Here is an 18,297-nt window from a genome sequence, read left to right as displayed (position 1 = left end):
AAGAAAAGTCTGTATCCCTCGGTCTCTCGCCTTAAAACTGGTATGACCATTATAAAAATGGCTTACTGGTGGCTTTTCAACCCAAAAAAGCACATTCCTGCTTTTCCTCAAAACAACAGCTTGATCACGCATCAACATTTTTCTTGCTGTTTTGGCTAAAACTTCACCGATTAAAATAAAAAGCAGATGCAATAATTCTCGCCTACCACTATTCTCTTTTAAACGGTAGCCTAAAGAGAAAATTCCCAGAAAAGCCACCGTAAACAAAATAATACAAATAATGTAATCAAAACCTTACGCATAGCAAACGGCACCTATTTATACCCAATAGATTTCAAGTTGCGGGAAGGCGGTAACAGATTATTCCAAGGATGGGCTGAGTAACGAGTACAGCCAATATATTTGCAGTTTGAAAGATGACGGGTTTGCCCGCTAAAAGTGACAACGACAGAGGATGCAACAATGAGTGTTCAACAGGAAGGTGCAGAGCTAAAGCGGGGGCTTAAAAACCGCCACATACAGCTTATTGCCTTAGGTGGCGCAATTGGTACCGGATTATTCCTTGGTATCGCGCAAACCATTCAAATGGCGGGGCCTTCAGTGCTACTGGGGTATGCAATCGGCGGCTTTATCGCGTTTCTGATTATGCGCCAGTTAGGAGAAATGGTAGTCGAAGAACCAGTCGCGGGTTCTTTTAGCCACTTTGCTTACAAATATTGGGGGAACTTTGCCGGTTTCGCTTCCGGTTGGAACTACTGGGTACTGTATGTGTTAGTGGCGATGGCCGAACTGACCGCCGTAGGTATCTATGTACAATATTGGTGGCCGGAGATCCCAACATGGGTGTCAGCGGCAGTATTCTTCTTAGCTATCAATGCCATCAACCTGGCAAATGTCAAAGTGTATGGTGAAATGGAGTTTTGGTTCGCCATCATTAAAGTGGTCGCTATCATTGCAATGATTCTGTTCGGTGGATGGTTACTACTTAGCGGGCAAGGCGGTCCGGAAGCCACTGTGACTAACTTGTGGGCACAAGGCGGCTTCTTCCCTAACGGTGTCATGGGCTTGGTTATGGCAATGGCGGTGATCATGTTCTCCTTCGGTGGCCTTGAGTTAGTCGGGATTACCGCTGCAGAAGCCGAAAACCCAGCCCAAAGCATCCCCAAAGCAACCAATCAGGTTATCTACCGTATCTTGCTGTTCTATATTGGTTCTCTGGCAATCTTATTATCACTCTACCCGTGGGGAAAAGTGGTCGAAGGCGGTAGTCCATTTGTACTGATCTTCCATGCACTGAACAGCAATGTGGTCGCAACTGTATTGAATATCGTGGTACTGACAGCAGCATTGTCGGTCTATAACAGTTGTGTTTACTGTAACAGCCGCATGTTGTTTGGTTTAGCCAAACAAGGCAACGGCCCGAAAATGCTGCTAAAAGTCGATGGTCGCGGGGTACCTGTTATTGCTATCGCCGTCTCTGCATTTGCCACCGCTTTCTGCGTGCTGATTAACTATCTGATCCCAGGCCGAGCCTTCGAATTACTAATGGCACTGGTAGTATCGGCGCTGGTGATCAACTGGGCGATGATTAGCCTTGCGCACCTTAAATTCCGTGCCGCTAAAAACCGCCAAGGCGTGATCCCACAGTTCAAAGCCTTCTGGTATCCGTTCAGCAACTACCTGTGCTTGCTGTTCCTCACCGGCATTTTGGTCATTATGTATCTGACACCGGGTATCCAGATTTCTGTGCTATTAATTCCAGCTTGGGTATTGCTACTAGCTATTGGTTACATCCTAAAAAATCGTAACCAACGCGCCAAATCCTGATAGCAGAACATAGCAGATTTCTCTCGAGAATCTGACGACATCATAGCTAACGGGTCAGCTACAGCGCTGACCCGTTTATTTTATTGTTTAACAAAACCGTGTTCGACTGACCCGCCATCTTCCATAACCCACTGATCCTATAGTGCTGCTCCCCCCAACAGTACAAACCAGATAATGAACAGTTTGATATTACTTATGTATTGAATTTGTCACGTCTCTTTTTTGCCGTCTGGTTCAGACTTTGATGGCGATGGTACATTTGTCCATCTCTATAACCATTAACTTCTGATATCTCCCCGATTGAACAGCAATAATCCATCTTCAATGACTGTTTTTGATCCATAACGGAGAGAATATCCATGAATACAGAACTAATAGTGAAGGAAAAGATCAGATATGAGATGGGGATGAGGTATGCGGGCTAATTAATCATATTTCGTTAAGACCGCACTGGCCGGGCACAAACTCTCCGGCCAGTGCCATAAATCAGAAAACTAAACTAGTGCACCATAAATGGTCAGTAAAGCCACGACTACAATCACCGTTAGTGTCACTTTTCGTGCTAACGAGACCGCAGACCTTGGCGTCTGTACTGGGTCTAAATGAGGTTCACGAGCCAAAGAGTACTGCGCTAATTGGGTCAGAACCTGATACTGCTGAGTTCTGAAATCACCTAATGAGGCAAACCAAGCTGGTAATGCTCTTTCGCCGTGCCCCAACAAGGCATATGCCGCGCCCACCAACCGCACAGGTATCCAGTCCAGCCAATGTAACAGACGATCAATACCAGATTGAGAACGCTGTAAAGGCGTATGGTGTCGGGCTAACCAGGTTTGGTATCCGCGTAACATCGCATAACCTGCTAGCGCCACGGGACCATAGTTAACACACACAACAAACCAGAAGATAGGCGCTAAATAGTAACGGAAGTTTATCCACAACAAGGCATTTTGTAGGGATTGTAAGCGAGCTTTCTCTCCGCTATCCATGGGTAAACCATGGATTAATGCTAACTCTTCTGCCATTTTATCGGTGGCATGGGCATCATTTTGGCGCGCAGCTTTAAGGTAGGCTCGATAGTGTTTACGAATCCCCCCGGCACCAATGCATAGCAGGCAAATCAGAATCCAAATCAACAACAGGGGGAAACCAAACAAGATATTCTGCACTAACTGCAAAATCAGCCATACCAAGGCCATCCACACGGCAGTCAGCAAAATAGTTTGCGCCAACGAAAAACGGTGTAAACGCGTGAATACGACTTCAAGGCGGTGGTCTAACTGCCAATGTTCGCCGAGTTTAAACAAGCGCTCCCATGCTAGCACCAGCAACAGCGTAAACAGTGTCATTAGCTCTTATTCTCCCTTTGCACTTAACCAGCCCTGGAAACAGGGCATATGCCTCCCGGCATGTATAAACCACACTATAAAACCAGGCAACAAGCAGCTGAGCTGCTCGACAACAAACCTGTGGTGAAGACTGACCAGCATCACGATGGCGATGTTAACTTCACCAAACTCTGCTGATACAAAGCCCAATCAAAAGCGGGGCCAGGGTCGGTTTTACGTTGTGGCGCAATGTCACTATGGCCCGTCACCCGATCAACAGTTATCGGATAATGAGCAAATAACAGCACACTTATCTCATTCAAACTCCGATATTGTGCGGGCGTAAACGGTAACATATCCGTTCCTTCCAGCTCGATCCCAATAGAAAAATCGTTACACCGCTCACGCCCGCCAAAGCTTGAGACTCCAGCATGCCAAGCGCGTTGATCAAACGGAACATATTGAATAATTTCACCATCACGACGAATCAGACAGTGGGCTGAAACTCGCAAGTGAACAATATCAGCAAAATAAGGATGTTCATCGGCATTTAGTGTGCCAGTGAAAAGCTGATCGATATAGGGGCCACCAAATTCACCAGGGGGCAAACTGATATTATGAATTACCAGCAGCGAAGGTACCTCGCATTCTGGCCGTTGATCAAAATGGGGAGAAACGACCCGTTTAACCCCTAAAATCCAGCCATTTTCTAACTGCATTGTTTATCTAAGCCCCCTAATAGTACACTTCAACTGGCTCTTTTATGGCACTTCAGCCAGCAACAGAGTAGCATGTTTGAACTATTATCTATCCGCCATTTCGGAGTTTTATATGCCGACCCGCAGCTATAATGCCGACAGCCGCCGTGCCGAGCTATTGGAACGAATTCAATGTGATATCCCTTTCACTGTTGCCCAAGCTTTGAGCGAAGACCTGGGTGGTGAGGTTAATGCAGATCGCGACCTTACCGCACAATTACTCCCAGCAGATAAACAGGCTAATGCCACGATTATTACGCGCGAAGCTGGTATATTTTGTGGTCAGCGCTGGCTAAATGAAGTGTTTATTCAACTTGGCGCCCAAGTGACAGTTGAATGGTTAGTCAACGATGGAGACAAGTTGATAGCTAATCAGACACTTTGCCATCTGACTGGCCCTGCCCGTATCCTACTTACCGGTGAACGCACCGCACTTAATTTCTTGCAAACCTTATCCGGTGTCGCTACCGAGGTCAGCCGTTATGTGGCGGAGCTCTCTGGGTTGCATACGCAATTACTCGATACCAGGAAAACCTTGCCAGGGCTGCGTACCGCCTTAAAATATGCCGTCCTCTGCGGTGGCGGTAATAATCATCGACTCGGCTTATCTGATGCTTTCCTTATCAAGGAAAATCACATTATTGCTGCTGGTTCTATCAAAGAAGCGGTTGCTAAAGCATTTTGGATTCATTCCGATGTTCCCGTCGAAGTTGAAGTTGAATCCCTTGATGAATTGCAACAAGCATTAACCGCTGGTGCCGATATCATTATGTTGGATAATTTTACCATTCCAATGATGCGTGATGCTGTGCACATGCGTAATGAGTTGGCCAAGACCCAAGAGAGTGCTCAACTGGAAGTTTCTGGCAACGTTACGCTAGAAACACTGCGAAGCTATGCCGAAACCGGTATTGATTTCATCTCAGTCGGTGCACTAACAAAGCACGTGACAGCTTTAGACCTGTCCATGCGATTTAAATAAGCCTACCAAATTATCTTCGGCCGATGATAGCCATTAGCAGACTCTAATTCTGTTTTTGCGAGCATCGCCGAAGTTATCTGTGATTTCACTGTAACAACCTAAATATTCGACAGCCTGCTTCGCAAATCAATGTAATGCCCCTGTTGCCATCAATTAAAAAGTTGCACCCTTGCCTTGTTTTCTCACACACAAGGAGAGTGACAAATGAACAAGCAACAGGGTTTTACCTTAATTGAATTAATGGTTGCCATCGCCATCATTGCTGTACTTAGCGGTATTGGTATTCCTTCCTATCAGCGCTATATCCAAAAAGCAGCCCTCACCGATATGTTACAAGCCATCGTGCCCTACAAAATGGCGGTAGAACTTTGTGCTCTGGAGCATGCCAAGTTCGATAGCTGTAATGCGGGCAATAACGGCGTACCGGCTGGGCAACCATCGCGTTATGTCAGTGCAACAACCATTGATAAAGGTGTGATTACACTTACGGGTCAACATACCCTTGCTGACCTGAGTCTCTCGATGACCCCCACACTTAGTAGTAGTGGAAATATTGTCTGGACCAGAACATGTACTACCGTAGATAACAACCTTGCTGATAGCTGTAAGACCGTGTTCCGTTTCAATGATAAGGCCTAATCCAATGACTGAATTCATGGCACACCAACCCGAGCGAATCAGCGCTGAATTACACAAACTCTGTCGTCGTTATAGGGCAATAGCCTTAAAACTCGATGGCAAAAACCTTGCTATAGCGTCATCCAAACCAGTGAATGACGAATTATTAACTGCCCTGCGTTTTACCTGTGGTCGTAAAATTACCGTAGAATACTGGCCTGAGGCTAAGATTGAACAGTTATTAAACCTTGAGCCATCAGCAAAAGAGCACCTAAACCTAGAAGTAGAATCTACCGAAAATAGTCAAAGCGTATCGCGACAAGAGAGAAAACGACAAGGAGGAGGAGGCTCAGCTTCTCTGCCACAACAGGATTTAGATGAGACATTGCTGGATAATGAAAGTGATATTCCCGTTATTCAATTTATAACGCAAACACTCAGATTGGCGATTCAGAAACGTTCCTCAGATATCCATTTTGAACCTTATCAGCATCATTATCGTATTCGTTTAAGAATTGATGGTGTTTTGCACGAATCCCCACCTCCAACAACTGAATTAGCCAGCCGTATCAGCAGTTGCCTAAAAGTTATGGCTAAATTGAATATCGCGGAAAAACGGTTACCGCAGGATGGCCAGCTAGCTTTAGTGTTAAATGGCACCCGCTACTCCATAAGAATAGCCACCCTCCCCGTACAGTTCGGTGAAAAAGTGGTGCTGCGTATACTGAATATTCATCAACAACCAACGCTGGCCAGTCTGGGTCTGACAACCATGGCCCACCAACAACTCACGCGCGCATTATCTGCTCCGCAAGGTTTAGTTCTGGTGACTGGGCCTACCGGAAGTGGAAAAACTGTGACGCTCTATTGCAGTTTAGACCAACTCAATCAACCGCAAAGAAACATCTGTAGTGTTGAAGATCCTATAGAGATCCAGGTTGATGGCATAAATCAGACTCAGACTAACAATAGGATTGGATTGGATTTTTCTTGCGTATTACGCGCGATGCTACGCCAGGATCCTGATGTGATTATGCTCGGCGAGATTCGCGATAATGAAACTGCCGAGATAGCGGTTAAGGCCGCATTAACGGGGCATCTGGTACTTTCAACACTGCATACCAACTCAACATCTGAAACCCTAATACGCCTGACACAAATGGGAATAGAACGTCACTTAATTGCATCGAGCCTGACGTTAGTTATCGCCCAACGACTGGTTCGCAGGCTCTGCCTGCACTGTCGCCAGGCATCTCCCACTCTTTTTCAGGCTCCGGCAGGTGTTTGGGCGAGTCCATTGCAACATTATCTCGCCGTGGGCTGTGAACACTGTTGCGCAGGCTATTATGGTCGCACAGGTATTTACGAAATGTTAAGTGTCACCCCGCCAATCCAGCAAGCTTTGCTCAACAATGTCAGCCCGGCAAAGCTCACTCAGATTGCACAAGAGCAAGAACAAGTAACATTACTTTCTGCTGGTTTAGCATTAGTTGAAAGCGGTGTTACTACGCTTAGTGAAATTAATCGTGTTGTGGGAACTCTGAAAGAATTCGAGGCAATCCTGTGAGTTATCAACGTTTATTTTACTGGAAAGCCATTGATACTACAGGACAGTTACAGACTGGAGCACAATTGGCAACAGAGCGAAATATTGTTTATGAACAAATGTTCCGCCAAGGGTTACAACCATTAAACGTTAAGGGTGGTAAGCGATTATCAATCAGTTATTGGCAAGGTGAGCACCTGGTGGCTGTTACTCGCCAATTGGCGACGCTACTGCAAGCCGGACTGCCTTTGGTTAATAGCCTGCAACTGCTAGCGAAAGAGATAGATGCATTACCGTGGCGCTGCTTATTGCAGGACATAAGCCAACTGGTTTCACAGGGCCAATCACTATCTGAAGCGATGGCGAGTTACCCACACACATTCCCCCGATTATACCCCCCAGTGATTGCAATGGGGGAGCTGACGGGTAACCTTGAACAGTGCTGTATTCAGTTAGTACAGCACCAGGAACGGCAGCAAAAATTACAAAAGAAAGTGATTAAGGCACTCAAATATCCAATATTTGTTTGCGTTATCGCGATGGTTGTTAGCCTCGTTATGCTGGTCATGGTGCTGCCTGAATTTGCACAAATCTATCAATCATTTGATACACCATTACCCACACTGACTGCCACGCTGCTGCTGATTTCAGTATTTCTTACTACTTACGGGCCGTATATTGCGGTGTTATTAACATCAATATGTATGGGGTACCTTTATGCGCGGCGGCGTCAGGTGCACGTGCAACAATGGGAGCAAACACTGTTATTACGTCTCCCACTCATCTCCACATTAATCCGAGGAAGTTGCCTTAGCCAAATTTTTCAAACATTAGCTATCACTCAACATGCCGGATTACCGCTAACTGCCGGATTGGATGCCGCACTCCTTTCCATCAATAACTGTACCTATCAGCAAGCACTAAAACATATTCAACAACAGATCAACCAAGGTGAGCCTCTGCATATCGCTCTTGCACAACATCATCTATTCCCGTCGCTATGCCAACAAATGGTTCGGGTGGGTGAAGAATCTGGCGCGTTGGATGTGTTATTAGAAAAACTAGCAGGTTGGCATCGGCAAAAAACACAGGATTTAGCCGATAATCTCACACAAATGTTGGAACCACTGTTGATGTTGATTATTGGCAGCATCGTCGGGGTTCTAGTGATCGCAATGTATTTACCGATATTTCAACTAGGGGATGTTATTGGGTAATACGGGTGTTAAGGGCGAAGTATCGTGGGGAAAGGGGGGGTCGAAACAGGGCGTTAAATAACGCCCTGTTTCCATCAGTAATCAGTTACTGCCAAATACACGGTTTTCTTGCTCTGCAACTCGGATAAAGGTGGTGCGCTTGGTCAGTTCTTTTAAATGTGAAGCACCCACGTAGGTACAAGCAGAACGCAAGCCACCCATAATGTCGCGCACTGTGTTATCAACGGAACCGCGTAATGGCAGTTTAACTGTTTTACCTTCTGCGGCGCGGTATTCAGCGACTCCGCCTACGTGGCGTTTCATAGCAGACTCTGAACTCATACCGTAGAACAGCATGAATTTCTCGCCATTTTCTTCCACCACGCGGCCTTCACACTCATCGTGTCCTGCTAGCATGCCACCCAGCATCACGAAATCAGCACCACCACCGAAAGCTTTAGCCACATCGCCCGGTGCAGAGCAGCCGCCATCACTGACAATCTGTCCCCCCAAACCGTGGGCAGCATCGGCACACTCGATCACAGCAGATAGCTGTGGATAACCAACACCGGTCTTAACTCGCGTGGTACAAACAGAACCTGGACCAATACCCACTTTAACAATATCTGCACCAGAAAGGATAAGCTCTTCTACCATCTCACCAGTCACCACATTGCCAGCACAAATCACTTTGTCCGGGCAGGCTTCGCGAGCTTTTTGCAAGAAGGAAACAAAATGCTCAGAGTAGCCATTAGCTACATCGATACAGATGAATTTCAGTGCCGGTGATAATGCCAGAATTTGCTTCATTTTGTCGAAATCGGCAGAGGAAGTCCCTGTCGACACCATGACATGACGCAATACAGATTCAGGAACCCGTTTTACAAATTCAGCCCATTGTTCAACCGTGTAGTGCTTATGAACTGCGGTAAGCACATCAAATGATGCCAAAACTTCAGCCATGCGGAAGGTGCCAACAGTATCCATATTAGCAGCGATGATAGGTACACCAGACCAATTCCAACCTGAATGTTTGAAGGTAAACTGGCGCTCGAGCTCTACTTCAGAGCGGCTTTTCAGTGTGGAACGTTTAGGGCGGATTAACACATCTTTAAAACCTAATTTCAAACCTTCTTCAATGCGCATGGCTTATTATTTCCTGGTTAGTGGCGATAGATCGCAAAAAGTGATCGGGCGTAAATCACGCCATCCCAGTGAAGCTATCATACGCATGAATAATTCTACGGCAAGACTGCGAATCCACCTTTATTTACGCTATAATCCCACAAATTACTTGGAGAATAGCAACCACTCTTTTATCTGCGCGCTCACTTCACTTATTTTTCCATCTAGCTCAAACAGAATGCATACCTTACTATCCCTTCCCGCCCGCTTTCAGATACAATTCTGCCACTCATAAACAGTATACAAGGCTAGGTAATGACCTATATTGTGGCTCTCACCGGCGGGATTGGCAGCGGCAAAAGTACCGTAGCAGATGCATTCGCCGATTTTGGGGTGCCCCTTGTTGATGCTGACATTATCGCTCGCCAGGTTGTTGAACTGGGTATGCCAGCATTAGCGGCTATCGCATCCCGCTATGGCGACACTATTTTGCAAGCAGATGGTTCATTAAACCGGAGTGCATTACGCGCAAAAATTTTCAGTGAACCACAGGAAAAAGCATGGTTAAATTCACTGTTGCATCCACTTATTCAGCAAGAAACTGAGCACCAATTAGCGAATATTGATAAACCATATGCACTTTGGATTGTTCCTTTGTTGCTTGAAAATGGTTTACAGCACCGTGCTAATCGTGTGTTAGTGGTAGATGTAGCGCCTGAAATACAACTCACGCGCACGATGGCAAGAGATGGTATTACCCGCCAACAGGCAGAACATATTTTAGCGTCACAGGTTTCGCGGCAACAACGGCTAGCCTGTGCCGATGATATTATTGACAATAGCGGCGATCCATCCATTATCGCCTCGCAAGTTGCTTCATTACACCAACAGTATTTAATATTGGCAGCCGCGGCCCAACAGGATCTACACCAATGAGTGACCTCACCTCAACAATACTTTTTGAACATCCGCTGAATGAAAAAATGCGTACCTGGCTGAGAATAGAATTTTTATTACAACAATTAGAAAGCCAACGTTCGTTAGATAATATTGCCACTGCATTAACGTTTTTCCGCGCCGCATGCGATTTGATTGAAGTTTTGGATCGCGGCGAAGTCCGCACTGATTTGCTCAAAGAGCTTGAGCGCCAACAACAGAAGTTACAGCAATGGGCCGATATACCCGGTGTGGATATGTCGCGAGTGGACTCCTTGCGCAGTAAACTAAAAAACCATGCCACAGTATTAATGTCCGCACCACGTATCGGGCAATCATTAAAAGATGACCGCTTAATCGCTGTCGTTCGCCAGCGCCTTAGCATTCCCGGTGGCTACTGTAGCTTTGATTTACCCACGTTACATACCTGGCTACATCAGCCACAGGAGCAGCGTGACCAACATATTGATAAATTGCTGGTAAGCTTAGCGCCACTCAATCAGTCTCTGACCATCATTTTAGATTTAATTCGTCAGTCGGGTCCGTTACGGGCACAAATCAGCTTGAATGGTTTCTTTCAAGATAATGCCGAAGGTGCTGATCTACTCCGGCTGCGCTTGCCATTAGACCCACAACTATACCCACAAATTTCTGGTCATAAAACACGGTATGCTATTCGCTTTTTACCGCTCGACAGTGAAAATGGTACCGTTCCGGCCCGTTTATCGTTTGAATTAGCCTGCTGCTGATGTGGCAATCAATCAGTTGGTTTTTAAGGAGAGAATATGGACTTAGAAGAAATCGAAGTTAACTGCCCTACCTGTGGGAAAATCGTTATCTGGGGAGAGCAAAGCCCATATCGCCCTTTCTGCTGCAAACGCTGTCAACTGATCGACCTAGGCGAGTGGGCTGACGAAGAAAAGCGTATTTCAAGCCATGGCGAGTTATCTGACAGTGATGAATGGAGTGAGGAAGAACCCCCAACTCATTGATGTGCATATCATTGGGGAGCAACCCTATTTTGCTCCCTTCCCATTATATTAATTACAATTTTATTAAGCGCAACATGGAGTTATCGGGTGAGTAATGCAATGATTGCGGCATTCGCTGGCGGAAACTCCTCGGCAACCAATTCGGATTGCCTTACCCAGCGAATGGGTTGCCCTTCGCGGCCAAAGGGTTCACCATCCCACGCTTCAACCATATAGAAACTTAATGTCACGATACGGTCGGTAAAAGTATGCTCCAAGACGTTGAGTAGAACAGCCTCTTGTACCACGATCCCTACTTCTTCTGACAACTCACGTTTTAAAGCAAGCTCCGCTGTTTCACCCTGCTCAACCTTGCCACCGGGAAACTCCCAAAAACCCGCCATATGAGAATCAGCAGCGCGCTGAGTAATAAAAATCTCCTGCTGGGGGTTGCGGATAATCCCTACCGCTATCTGTAAATGTTTCAATTCTCTTTCTCCTGATCAGAGCATAAACAGTAAGTTATATGGCCTCTTGGTATCTGTCCTAAAAAGAACGACAAAATAAAGGGCGGTTTTTAAGCCGCCCTCATTTTCAGTATTACCAATGGCCTAAAGTATTACTGTAGGCTGCCGTGACACTGTTTGTATTTTTTGCCTGAACCACATGGGCACGGATCATTACGACCCACTTTACGCTCAAGGCTAGCGGCTACATTGACTTCATCCTTTGACATCAAGGCACTGCTGTCAGACTGATGGCTTAGTTGCTGCTGTTTCGCCAAACGCTCGGCTTCTTCACGACGTTGTACTTCCAGCGCTTCTACCTCTTCTGGCATCCGCACTTGTACTTTGCTCAGCACACTGATCACTTCATATTTTAGTGATTCCAACATGGCAGCGAACATGGCGAAAGATTCACGCTTATATTCCTGTTTAGGATCTTTTTGCGCATAACCACGTAGATGGATCCCCTGACGCAGATAATCCATTGCAGCCAAGTGTTCTTTCCACAAGGAGTCGAGCGTTTGTAGCATCACGCCTTTTTCGAAGTTACGCATCATATCGATGCCAACAACTTCTTCTTTGCGGTGATATACCTCAATCGCTTGCTGAAGAATGCGTTCACGTAATGTTTCTTCATGCAACTGTGGCTCATCTTGCAACCATTGTGCAATTGGCATATCCAAGTCGAAATCATTTTTCAGGCGCTGTTCTAGGCCTTCAATATCCCACATTTCTTCCAGTGACTGGGTAGGAATGTAGCTGTCGATAACTGTTTTGAATACATCTTCACGGATGCTGTTAATGGTTTCGCTAACATCAGATACGTCCAGCAGTTCATTACGCTGGCTGTAGATGGCACGACGCTGGTCACTGGCCACATCATCATATTCAAGCAGTTGCTTACGAATATCGAAGTTACGACTTTCAACTTTACGCTGTGCGTTAGCAATGGCCTTCGTCACCCATGGATGCTCAATGGCTTCGCCCGGTTTCATACCCAATTTACGCATCATGCCAGACACACGGTCAGAGGCAAAAATACGCATCAAGGCATCTTCCATTGATAAGTAGAAGCGTGAAGAACCGGCATCACCCTGACGGCCCGCACGACCACGTAACTGGTTATCAATACGGCGTGACTCATGACGCTCGGTACCAATAATGTGTAAACCACCAGATGCCAGCACGGCATCATGGCGAATCTGCCAGGCGGCCTTAATGGCGGCAATTTGATCTTCAGTCGGATCTTCCAGCAAAGCAATCTCACTCTGCCAGCTCCCCCCCAACACGATATCGGTACCACGACCAGCCATGTTGGTAGCGATAGTTACCGCGCCTGGTTGACCCGCCTGAGAGACTATCTCTGCTTCCATGGCATGGAACTTGGCGTTCAGAACTTTGTGCTCAATGCCAGCTTTGGTCAATTCGGCAGATACCACTTCAGATTTCTCAATCGAGATAGTACCAACCAATACTGGCTGACCGTTCGCAGTACGCTCACGGATATCTTCGATAATCGCACCAATTTTTTCCTGTTCAGTCATATAGACCAAATCAGCTAAATCCTTACGAATCATTGGGCGGTTAGTGGGTACAACAATGGTATCGAGCTTGTAGATTGAGCTAAATTCAAACGCTTCGGTATCCGCCGTACCGGTCATCCCGGCCAGTTTTTCATAAAGACGGAAATAGTTCTGGAAGGTAATGGAAGCCAGTGTTTGGTTTTCGTTCTGGATTTCCACGCCTTCTTTTGCTTCAACAGCCTGATGCAAGCCATCTGACCAACGGCGCCCTTGCATGGTACGGCCGGTGTGTTCGTCGACGATGATAACTTCACCATCTTTCACAATGTAGTCAACATCACGGGCAAACAGCACATGGGCGCGCAGCGCGGCCGTGACGTGGTGCATCAGCATAATGTTGGTTGGAGAGTACAGCGACTCGCCTTCTTCCATGATGCCCGCTTCCACTAACATTTGTTCAATCAGAATCAGGCCACGTTCAGTTAAGTGAACCTGACGTGATTTTTCATCGACCGAGAAGTGGCCTTCACCCTGGAAGGTGTCCGAGTCTTCTTTTTCCTGACGAATCAGTTTTGGAATCAGTTTGTTAACTCGAATATACATCTCGGAACTGTCTTCCGCCGGACCAGAGATAATCAGCGGGGTACGGGCCTCATCGATCAAGATGGAGTCAACCTCATCCACCAGCGCATAATGCAATTTACGCTGCACACGCTCTTCCGGGCTGAAAGCCATGTTATCGCGCAGATAGTCAAAACCGTATTCGTTGTTAGTACCATAAGTGATGTCAGCAGCATAAGCGGCACGCTTGGCTGGTGCTGTCATATTCGGCAAGTTGATACCGACGCTCAGACCGAGGAACTCGAACAATGGGCGGTTATTTTCGGCGTCACGTTGAGCCAAATAGTCATTGACGGTAACCACGTGAACACCACGGCCACTCAACGCATTCAGGTAAGCTGGCAGCGTTGCAGTCAGCGTTTTACCTTCACCGGTACGCATTTCTGCGATGCAACGCTCATTCAATACCATACCGCCGAGCAACTGCACGTCGAAGTGACGCATACCAAACACGCGTTTACTTGATTCACGAACAACCGCAAAAGCTTCAGGGATCAAGGTTTCCAGCACCGCGCCTTTTGCCAGACGCTCGCGGAATTCATCTGTTTTGGCACGCAACTCAGCATCGGTCAGTTTTTCAATTTCTGGTTCCATACGGCTGATTTGATCAACTACTTTGCGCATACGGCGCAGAGTACGATCGTTACGGCTGCCAAAGACTTTGGTTAATAATTTGATTAGCATGATTCTTAATATCTCTTACAAGACCACCAAACCGGCGGCCAAAGGTTGTATAAAATTGAGGTAAACCAAGAGAATAATTAGCTTATACCCGTCATACTTCAAGCTGCATGTGCGTTGGCTACATTCAATCACCCGAATCACTTACTTATGTAAGCTCACCGAGATTATGAACCTCATCAGAGGCTCACCCTACGGGCCAGCGCAAGCGCTGTTCAAAATGGTTTACAACCAATTTGTCTTTCGCTTGCCGCCTTCCTGCAACTCGAATTATTTAAGGTATAAGGATAGTAGGCCCGGCACGAATGCCTTGCACTTGTGCAAGCCAGAGTCCGGGTTTGTGTAACGAAAGAATAGGCCGCTTAACTTGCTCGGTGTAACGAATGATAGCCGGTGGCTTAAACTCATGTGTCAGTAGCGCATTGAGGGTATCCAACAGTGCAAGCTGCTGAATTTGTGATGGCTCAGCTTGCTCGACTGCTGTAACTTCTTGCACCCGCGCATAAGCGACCTGAGGTGCCAACGCAAATGAGAGGTGACGAATAACCGTGCGCAGTGCATGCTGTTGCCAGTAGTCTACGCTGAATGAAGGACGGCGATGCATATCATGCAACAATGCCAAACTGTTAAAGTTTGTCACACCGTAATTCTGACGGCTTTGGCTTGATGATGTATTCGGTATTGCAGTTTGATCTGGAACGCCAGACAGGTTTGATGGCACGCCAAGACTCGCCGCTACCATCCCTAACAAGAGATGCGGCCAGAAATAACGTCTACCAAATTGTCGCCAACGATTTAGAATACCGATCACAAGTTTAAAATCCGCCGGAGCCTTGTCAATGCGTGAAAACCGCCCACAATTATTAGATGTTCTGTTCGATGATGCCATTGCAGCAGAAAACGGACCGCTACATAACGTACAACAACGCGCTACTGCACTGTTAAAACTTAACCGTGCGGTAAAAGGATTGCTCCCTTCACAAATGCAGCCGTGGTGCCGTGTCGCTAACTATCGACAGAGTGTTTTAGTGCTAGAGACTGCGAACGCTAGCTGGTTAATGCGCTTACGTTATGAACAACCCGCTCTGCTCTCTGCACTACGAGCACAAATTCTACCATCATTGTCTTCAATCGACATCAGGATTAATCCGTCGTTAATGGCCAAGGGCCATAACATTACGCAAGATGTGGCAAAATCGGCGCAAGATCCTGAAAAATCGCCGCCATTACGTCATTTAAGTCTGGAAAGTGCTAAGGAATTAAGAGGATTAGCGAGCCGTAGCCCTGAAAAACTTAGAATAATATTGGAACGATTGGCTGCGTTGGCCGGAGAGAGTGCCAACGCAACCAAAAGTGATAAGTAGCTTTTCCCTTCACACTTGAACTTACAGCGATGTTAGCTGGCTGTAATGCCAATGAGTTTGGGTACAAAAGTACTTAGTAAGCTAATACTGTAGACGGAGCTTTAAATGCCAGTGGCATTTCGGCTTCATCTTGGAACGTCACAAATTCCCAAGCTTCTTGCTTCGCTAAAACAGCTTGCAACAACTTGTTATTTAAGGCGTGACCGGATTTGAACGCAGTAAATGCGCCAATAATATTGTGGCCACACATAAACAGGTCGCCAATCGCGTCCAGCATTTTGTGACGAACAAACTCATCTTCAAAGCGTAAGCCATCTTCGTTAAGCACGCGGTAATCATCTACCACAATGGCACAATCGAAACTACCGCCCAGGCACAAACCACGGGACTGTAAATATTCGATATCACGCATGAAACCAAAAGTACGCGCACGACTGATTTGACGGACGAATGAATCGGCCGAGAAATCCAGACGGTAACGCTGAGTACTTGAGTCAATCGCCGGGTGATTAAAATCAATGGTAAAATCTAAACGGAATCCATTGAATGGAGACAATTCAGCCCATTTATCACCGTCTTCAACCCGCACAGTCTCTTTCAGACGCAGGAATTTCTTCGCAGAGTTTAACTCTTCGATACCGGCATCCAGCAGCAAGTACACGAATGGACTGGCACTACCATCCATAATCGGCACTTCGGGAGCGTTAACTTCAATAATAATGTTATCAATCCCTAACCCTGCCAAAGCAGCGTTGAGATGCTCAACAGTAGAAATACGCACGTCATGCTCATTGACCAGGCAAGTACAGAGCATGGTATCACGCACGGATTTTGCATCTGCCGGAAAATCAACCGGTGGATTCAAGTCAGTGCGACGATAGATGACCCCGGTATTAGCCGGCGCGGGTCGCATTGTCAGCGTGACTTTCTTACCGGTGTGCAAACCGACGCCAGTCGCCTGAACAATACGTTTTAAAGTCCTTTGTTTGATCATCGTTTTATCTCGCAATGTTATCCATCCTACCGACCAAGCTTATAACAAGATCGGTGGGACAGTTTAGCACAAAGAGCGGAGATTCCAAATATTCGAAAATTAATCGGCTTGCTTACGCAAAAATGCCGGGATATCCAAATAATCGGGCTCTTTATTGGTTTGAGCAGTAGGGTCATTGACCACTTTAGCCGCAGGTTTAACTTCCTGAGGTAAAGGTGACATGCCATGCTGCTGGTAACGATGGTCCATAACAGGCTGAGTCTGCTTGTTGGTAACCAGCGTAATTTCTGGCCGTTTATCCATGCCGATACCGGTCGCAACAACAGTTACGCGCAGTTCGTCGTTCATTTCCGGGTCTAACGATGTACCGATAACAACGGTGGCATTGTCGGACGCGAATGCACGGATAGTATTACCCACAGTTTCGAACTCATCCAAACGTAAATCGAAACCAGCAGTGATGTTAACCAATACACCACGGGCACCAGACAGGTCGATATCTTCCAGCAACGGGCTGGAGATAGCCATTTCTGCTGCTTCTTCTGCACGATCTTCACCACAAGCCACACCGGAGCCCATCATGGCATAACCCATTTCGGACATCACGGTGCGCACGTCGGCAAAGTCAACGTTCATCAGGCCTGGGCGGGTAATCAATTCGGCGATCCCCTGAACAGCACCTTTTAATACGTCGTTCGCTGCACCGAATGCATCCAGTAAAGAGATGCCACGCCCCAGAACTTTCAATAATTTGTCATTCGGGATAGTGATCAGTGAGTCCACATGCTTGGACAACTCAGCAATACCCTGCTCAGCAAATGCCATGCGTTTCTTGCCTTCGAAGTTGAAAGGCTTGGTAACCACGGCGACTGTCAGAATACCCAGTTCTTTTGCCACTTCGGCAACAACAGGAGCAGCACCAGTACCGGTACCACCGCCCATACCTGCGGCGATAAAGACCATGTCCGCGCCTTCAAGAGCTGCACGCAGAGCTTCACGGTCTTCTTCGGCTGAATTACGACCCACTTCTGGGTTCGCGCCAGCACCCAACCCTTTGGTAATACCGCTACCAATTTGGATGGTTTGGCCAACAGCCGTCTTACGTAGCGCCTGAGCGTCTGTATTAACGGCGAAGAATTCAACACCTTCGATGCGCTCGCGCACCATGTGTTCGACGGCATTACCACCGCCACCACCGACGCCGATGACTTTAATCACCGCGTCATTGGTTAGTTCCATAGGTTCAAACATAGTTTCTCTCCGTTTTGTGCCTGTCGCTTCGAGATCAAAAAATATGTTCAGCATGATCTCTTTGTTGAAA

18 protein-coding genes are annotated in these 18,297 nt (G+C 46.8%); 9 read left to right on the top strand and 9 right to left on the bottom strand.

What is annotated here, in order from left to right:
* The coding region (locus tag V2A85_RS05095) for a hypothetical protein (protein WP_420070987.1) at positions 1-267 on the bottom strand (267 nt) is incomplete at its 3' end.
* Positions 268-462: 195 nt separating this feature from the next.
* Between V2A85_RS05095 and V2A85_RS05090 the strand changes: the two genes are divergently transcribed.
* On the top strand, positions 463-1,827 hold the full coding sequence (locus V2A85_RS05090; RefSeq protein WP_083160490.1) for an amino acid permease: 1,365 nt from the start codon (positions 463-465) through the stop codon (positions 1,825-1,827).
* A 494-nt stretch (positions 1,828-2,321) separates the two neighbouring features.
* Here V2A85_RS05090 and ampE read toward each other — a convergent pair whose 3' ends face one another.
* A complete protein-coding gene (gene ampE, locus V2A85_RS05085) occupies positions 2,322-3,176 on the bottom strand; it encodes a beta-lactamase regulator AmpE (protein WP_372558017.1) in 855 nt (284 codons plus the stop codon).
* Between the two features lie 140 nt (positions 3,177-3,316).
* Positions 3,317-3,874, bottom strand: a complete 558-nt coding sequence (ampD, locus tag V2A85_RS05080; RefSeq protein WP_372558016.1) for a 1,6-anhydro-N-acetylmuramyl-L-alanine amidase AmpD — start codon at positions 3,872-3,874, stop codon at positions 3,317-3,319.
* A gap of 112 nt (positions 3,875-3,986) precedes the next feature.
* Here ampD and nadC point away from each other — a divergent pair, with 112 nt between their 5' ends.
* The 4 genes from nadC (at position 3,987) to hofC (ending at position 8,276) form a co-directional block, all read left to right on the top strand.
* The gene (gene nadC / locus V2A85_RS05075) at positions 3,987-4,895 is read left to right on the top strand and encodes a carboxylating nicotinate-nucleotide diphosphorylase (RefSeq protein WP_083160496.1); all 909 of its coding nucleotides are present in this window, start codon (positions 3,987-3,989) and stop codon (positions 4,893-4,895) included.
* Positions 4,896-5,099: 204 nt separating this feature from the next.
* Entirely contained in the window at positions 5,100-5,534 is a 435-nt protein-coding gene (ppdD, locus tag V2A85_RS05070; RefSeq protein WP_420070986.1) for a prepilin peptidase-dependent pilin, read from the top strand.
* Positions 5,535-5,538: 4 nt separating this feature from the next.
* A complete protein-coding gene (gene gspE, locus V2A85_RS05065) occupies positions 5,539-7,080 on the top strand; it encodes a type II secretion system protein GspE (RefSeq protein ID WP_420070985.1) in 1,542 nt (513 codons plus the stop codon).
* Positions 7,077-8,276 carry a protein transport protein HofC gene (hofC, locus tag V2A85_RS05060; protein WP_420070984.1) on the top strand — a complete coding sequence of 400 codons (1,200 nt, stop codon included), beginning with the start codon at positions 7,077-7,079 and terminating at the stop codon, positions 8,274-8,276. The genes gspE and hofC overlap by 4 nt, the downstream gene beginning before the upstream one ends.
* 81 nt (positions 8,277-8,357) lie before the next feature.
* Here hofC and V2A85_RS05055 read toward each other — a convergent pair whose 3' ends face one another.
* Positions 8,358-9,401 (bottom strand): GMP reductase, encoded by a 1,044-nt coding sequence (locus tag V2A85_RS05055; RefSeq protein ID WP_083160502.1) that lies wholly within the window; start codon positions 9,399-9,401, stop codon positions 8,358-8,360.
* A gap of 294 nt (positions 9,402-9,695) precedes the next feature.
* On the opposite strand from V2A85_RS05055, the gene coaE reads away from it, so the two are divergent.
* Genes coaE through yacG form a run of 3 tightly spaced genes read left to right on the top strand, consistent with a single transcriptional unit; the run spans position 9,696 to position 11,308 of the window.
* Positions 9,696-10,316 carry a dephospho-CoA kinase gene (coaE, locus tag V2A85_RS05050; protein ID WP_372558012.1) on the top strand — a complete coding sequence of 207 codons (621 nt, stop codon included), beginning with the start codon at positions 9,696-9,698 and terminating at the stop codon, positions 10,314-10,316.
* Positions 10,313-11,065 carry a cell division protein ZapD gene (gene zapD, locus V2A85_RS05045; protein ID WP_372558011.1) on the top strand — a complete coding sequence of 251 codons (753 nt, stop codon included), beginning with the start codon at positions 10,313-10,315 and terminating at the stop codon, positions 11,063-11,065. Before coaE ends, zapD begins: the two co-directional genes overlap by 4 nt.
* Before the next feature lie 36 nt (positions 11,066-11,101).
* On the top strand, positions 11,102-11,308 hold the full coding sequence (gene yacG, locus V2A85_RS05040; protein ID WP_050086102.1) for a DNA gyrase inhibitor YacG: 207 nt from the start codon (positions 11,102-11,104) through the stop codon (positions 11,306-11,308).
* Between the two features lie 80 nt (positions 11,309-11,388).
* Here the strand turns inward: yacG and mutT are convergent, their stop codons facing one another.
* The 3 genes from mutT to secM form a co-directional block, all read right to left on the bottom strand.
* Complete coding sequence (gene mutT / locus V2A85_RS05035; protein WP_372558010.1) at positions 11,389-11,775, bottom strand: 8-oxo-dGTP diphosphatase MutT; 387 nt, start codon at positions 11,773-11,775, stop codon at positions 11,389-11,391.
* 131 nt (positions 11,776-11,906) lie between these two features.
* The gene (gene secA, locus V2A85_RS05030; protein ID WP_420070983.1) at positions 11,907-14,621 is read right to left on the bottom strand and encodes a preprotein translocase subunit SecA; all 2,715 of its coding nucleotides are present in this window, start codon (positions 14,619-14,621) and stop codon (positions 11,907-11,909) included.
* 271 nt (positions 14,622-14,892) lie between these two features.
* Positions 14,893-15,429 (bottom strand): secA translation cis-regulator SecM, encoded by a 537-nt coding sequence (gene secM, locus V2A85_RS05025; RefSeq protein ID WP_372558008.1) that lies wholly within the window; start codon positions 15,427-15,429, stop codon positions 14,893-14,895.
* A gap of 28 nt (positions 15,430-15,457) precedes the next feature.
* On the opposite strand from secM, the gene V2A85_RS05020 reads away from it, so the two are divergent.
* Positions 15,458-15,982, top strand: coding sequence for a DUF721 domain-containing protein (locus V2A85_RS05020; RefSeq protein WP_193784725.1), 525 nt, complete (start codon positions 15,458-15,460; stop codon positions 15,980-15,982).
* A 73-nt stretch (positions 15,983-16,055) separates the two neighbouring features.
* On the opposite strand, the gene lpxC is transcribed toward V2A85_RS05020, so the two are convergent.
* Positions 16,056-16,976 carry a UDP-3-O-acyl-N-acetylglucosamine deacetylase gene (lpxC, locus tag V2A85_RS05015; protein WP_005181431.1) on the bottom strand — a complete coding sequence of 307 codons (921 nt, stop codon included), beginning with the start codon at positions 16,974-16,976 and terminating at the stop codon, positions 16,056-16,058.
* Positions 16,977-17,075: 99 nt separating this feature from the next.
* Positions 17,076-18,227 (bottom strand): cell division protein FtsZ, encoded by a 1,152-nt coding sequence (gene ftsZ / locus V2A85_RS05010; RefSeq protein ID WP_004389003.1) that lies wholly within the window; start codon positions 18,225-18,227, stop codon positions 17,076-17,078.
* Positions 18,228-18,297: the final 70 nt, after the last annotated feature.

The organism is Yersinia sp. 1252 StPb PI, from assembly GCF_048593885.1.
Lineage (GTDB): Bacteria > Pseudomonadota > Gammaproteobacteria > Enterobacterales > Enterobacteriaceae > Yersinia > Yersinia enterocolitica_E.
The sequence above is the reverse complement of the archived record's forward strand: the minus strand, read 5'-3'. Positions and strand labels throughout refer to the sequence as shown.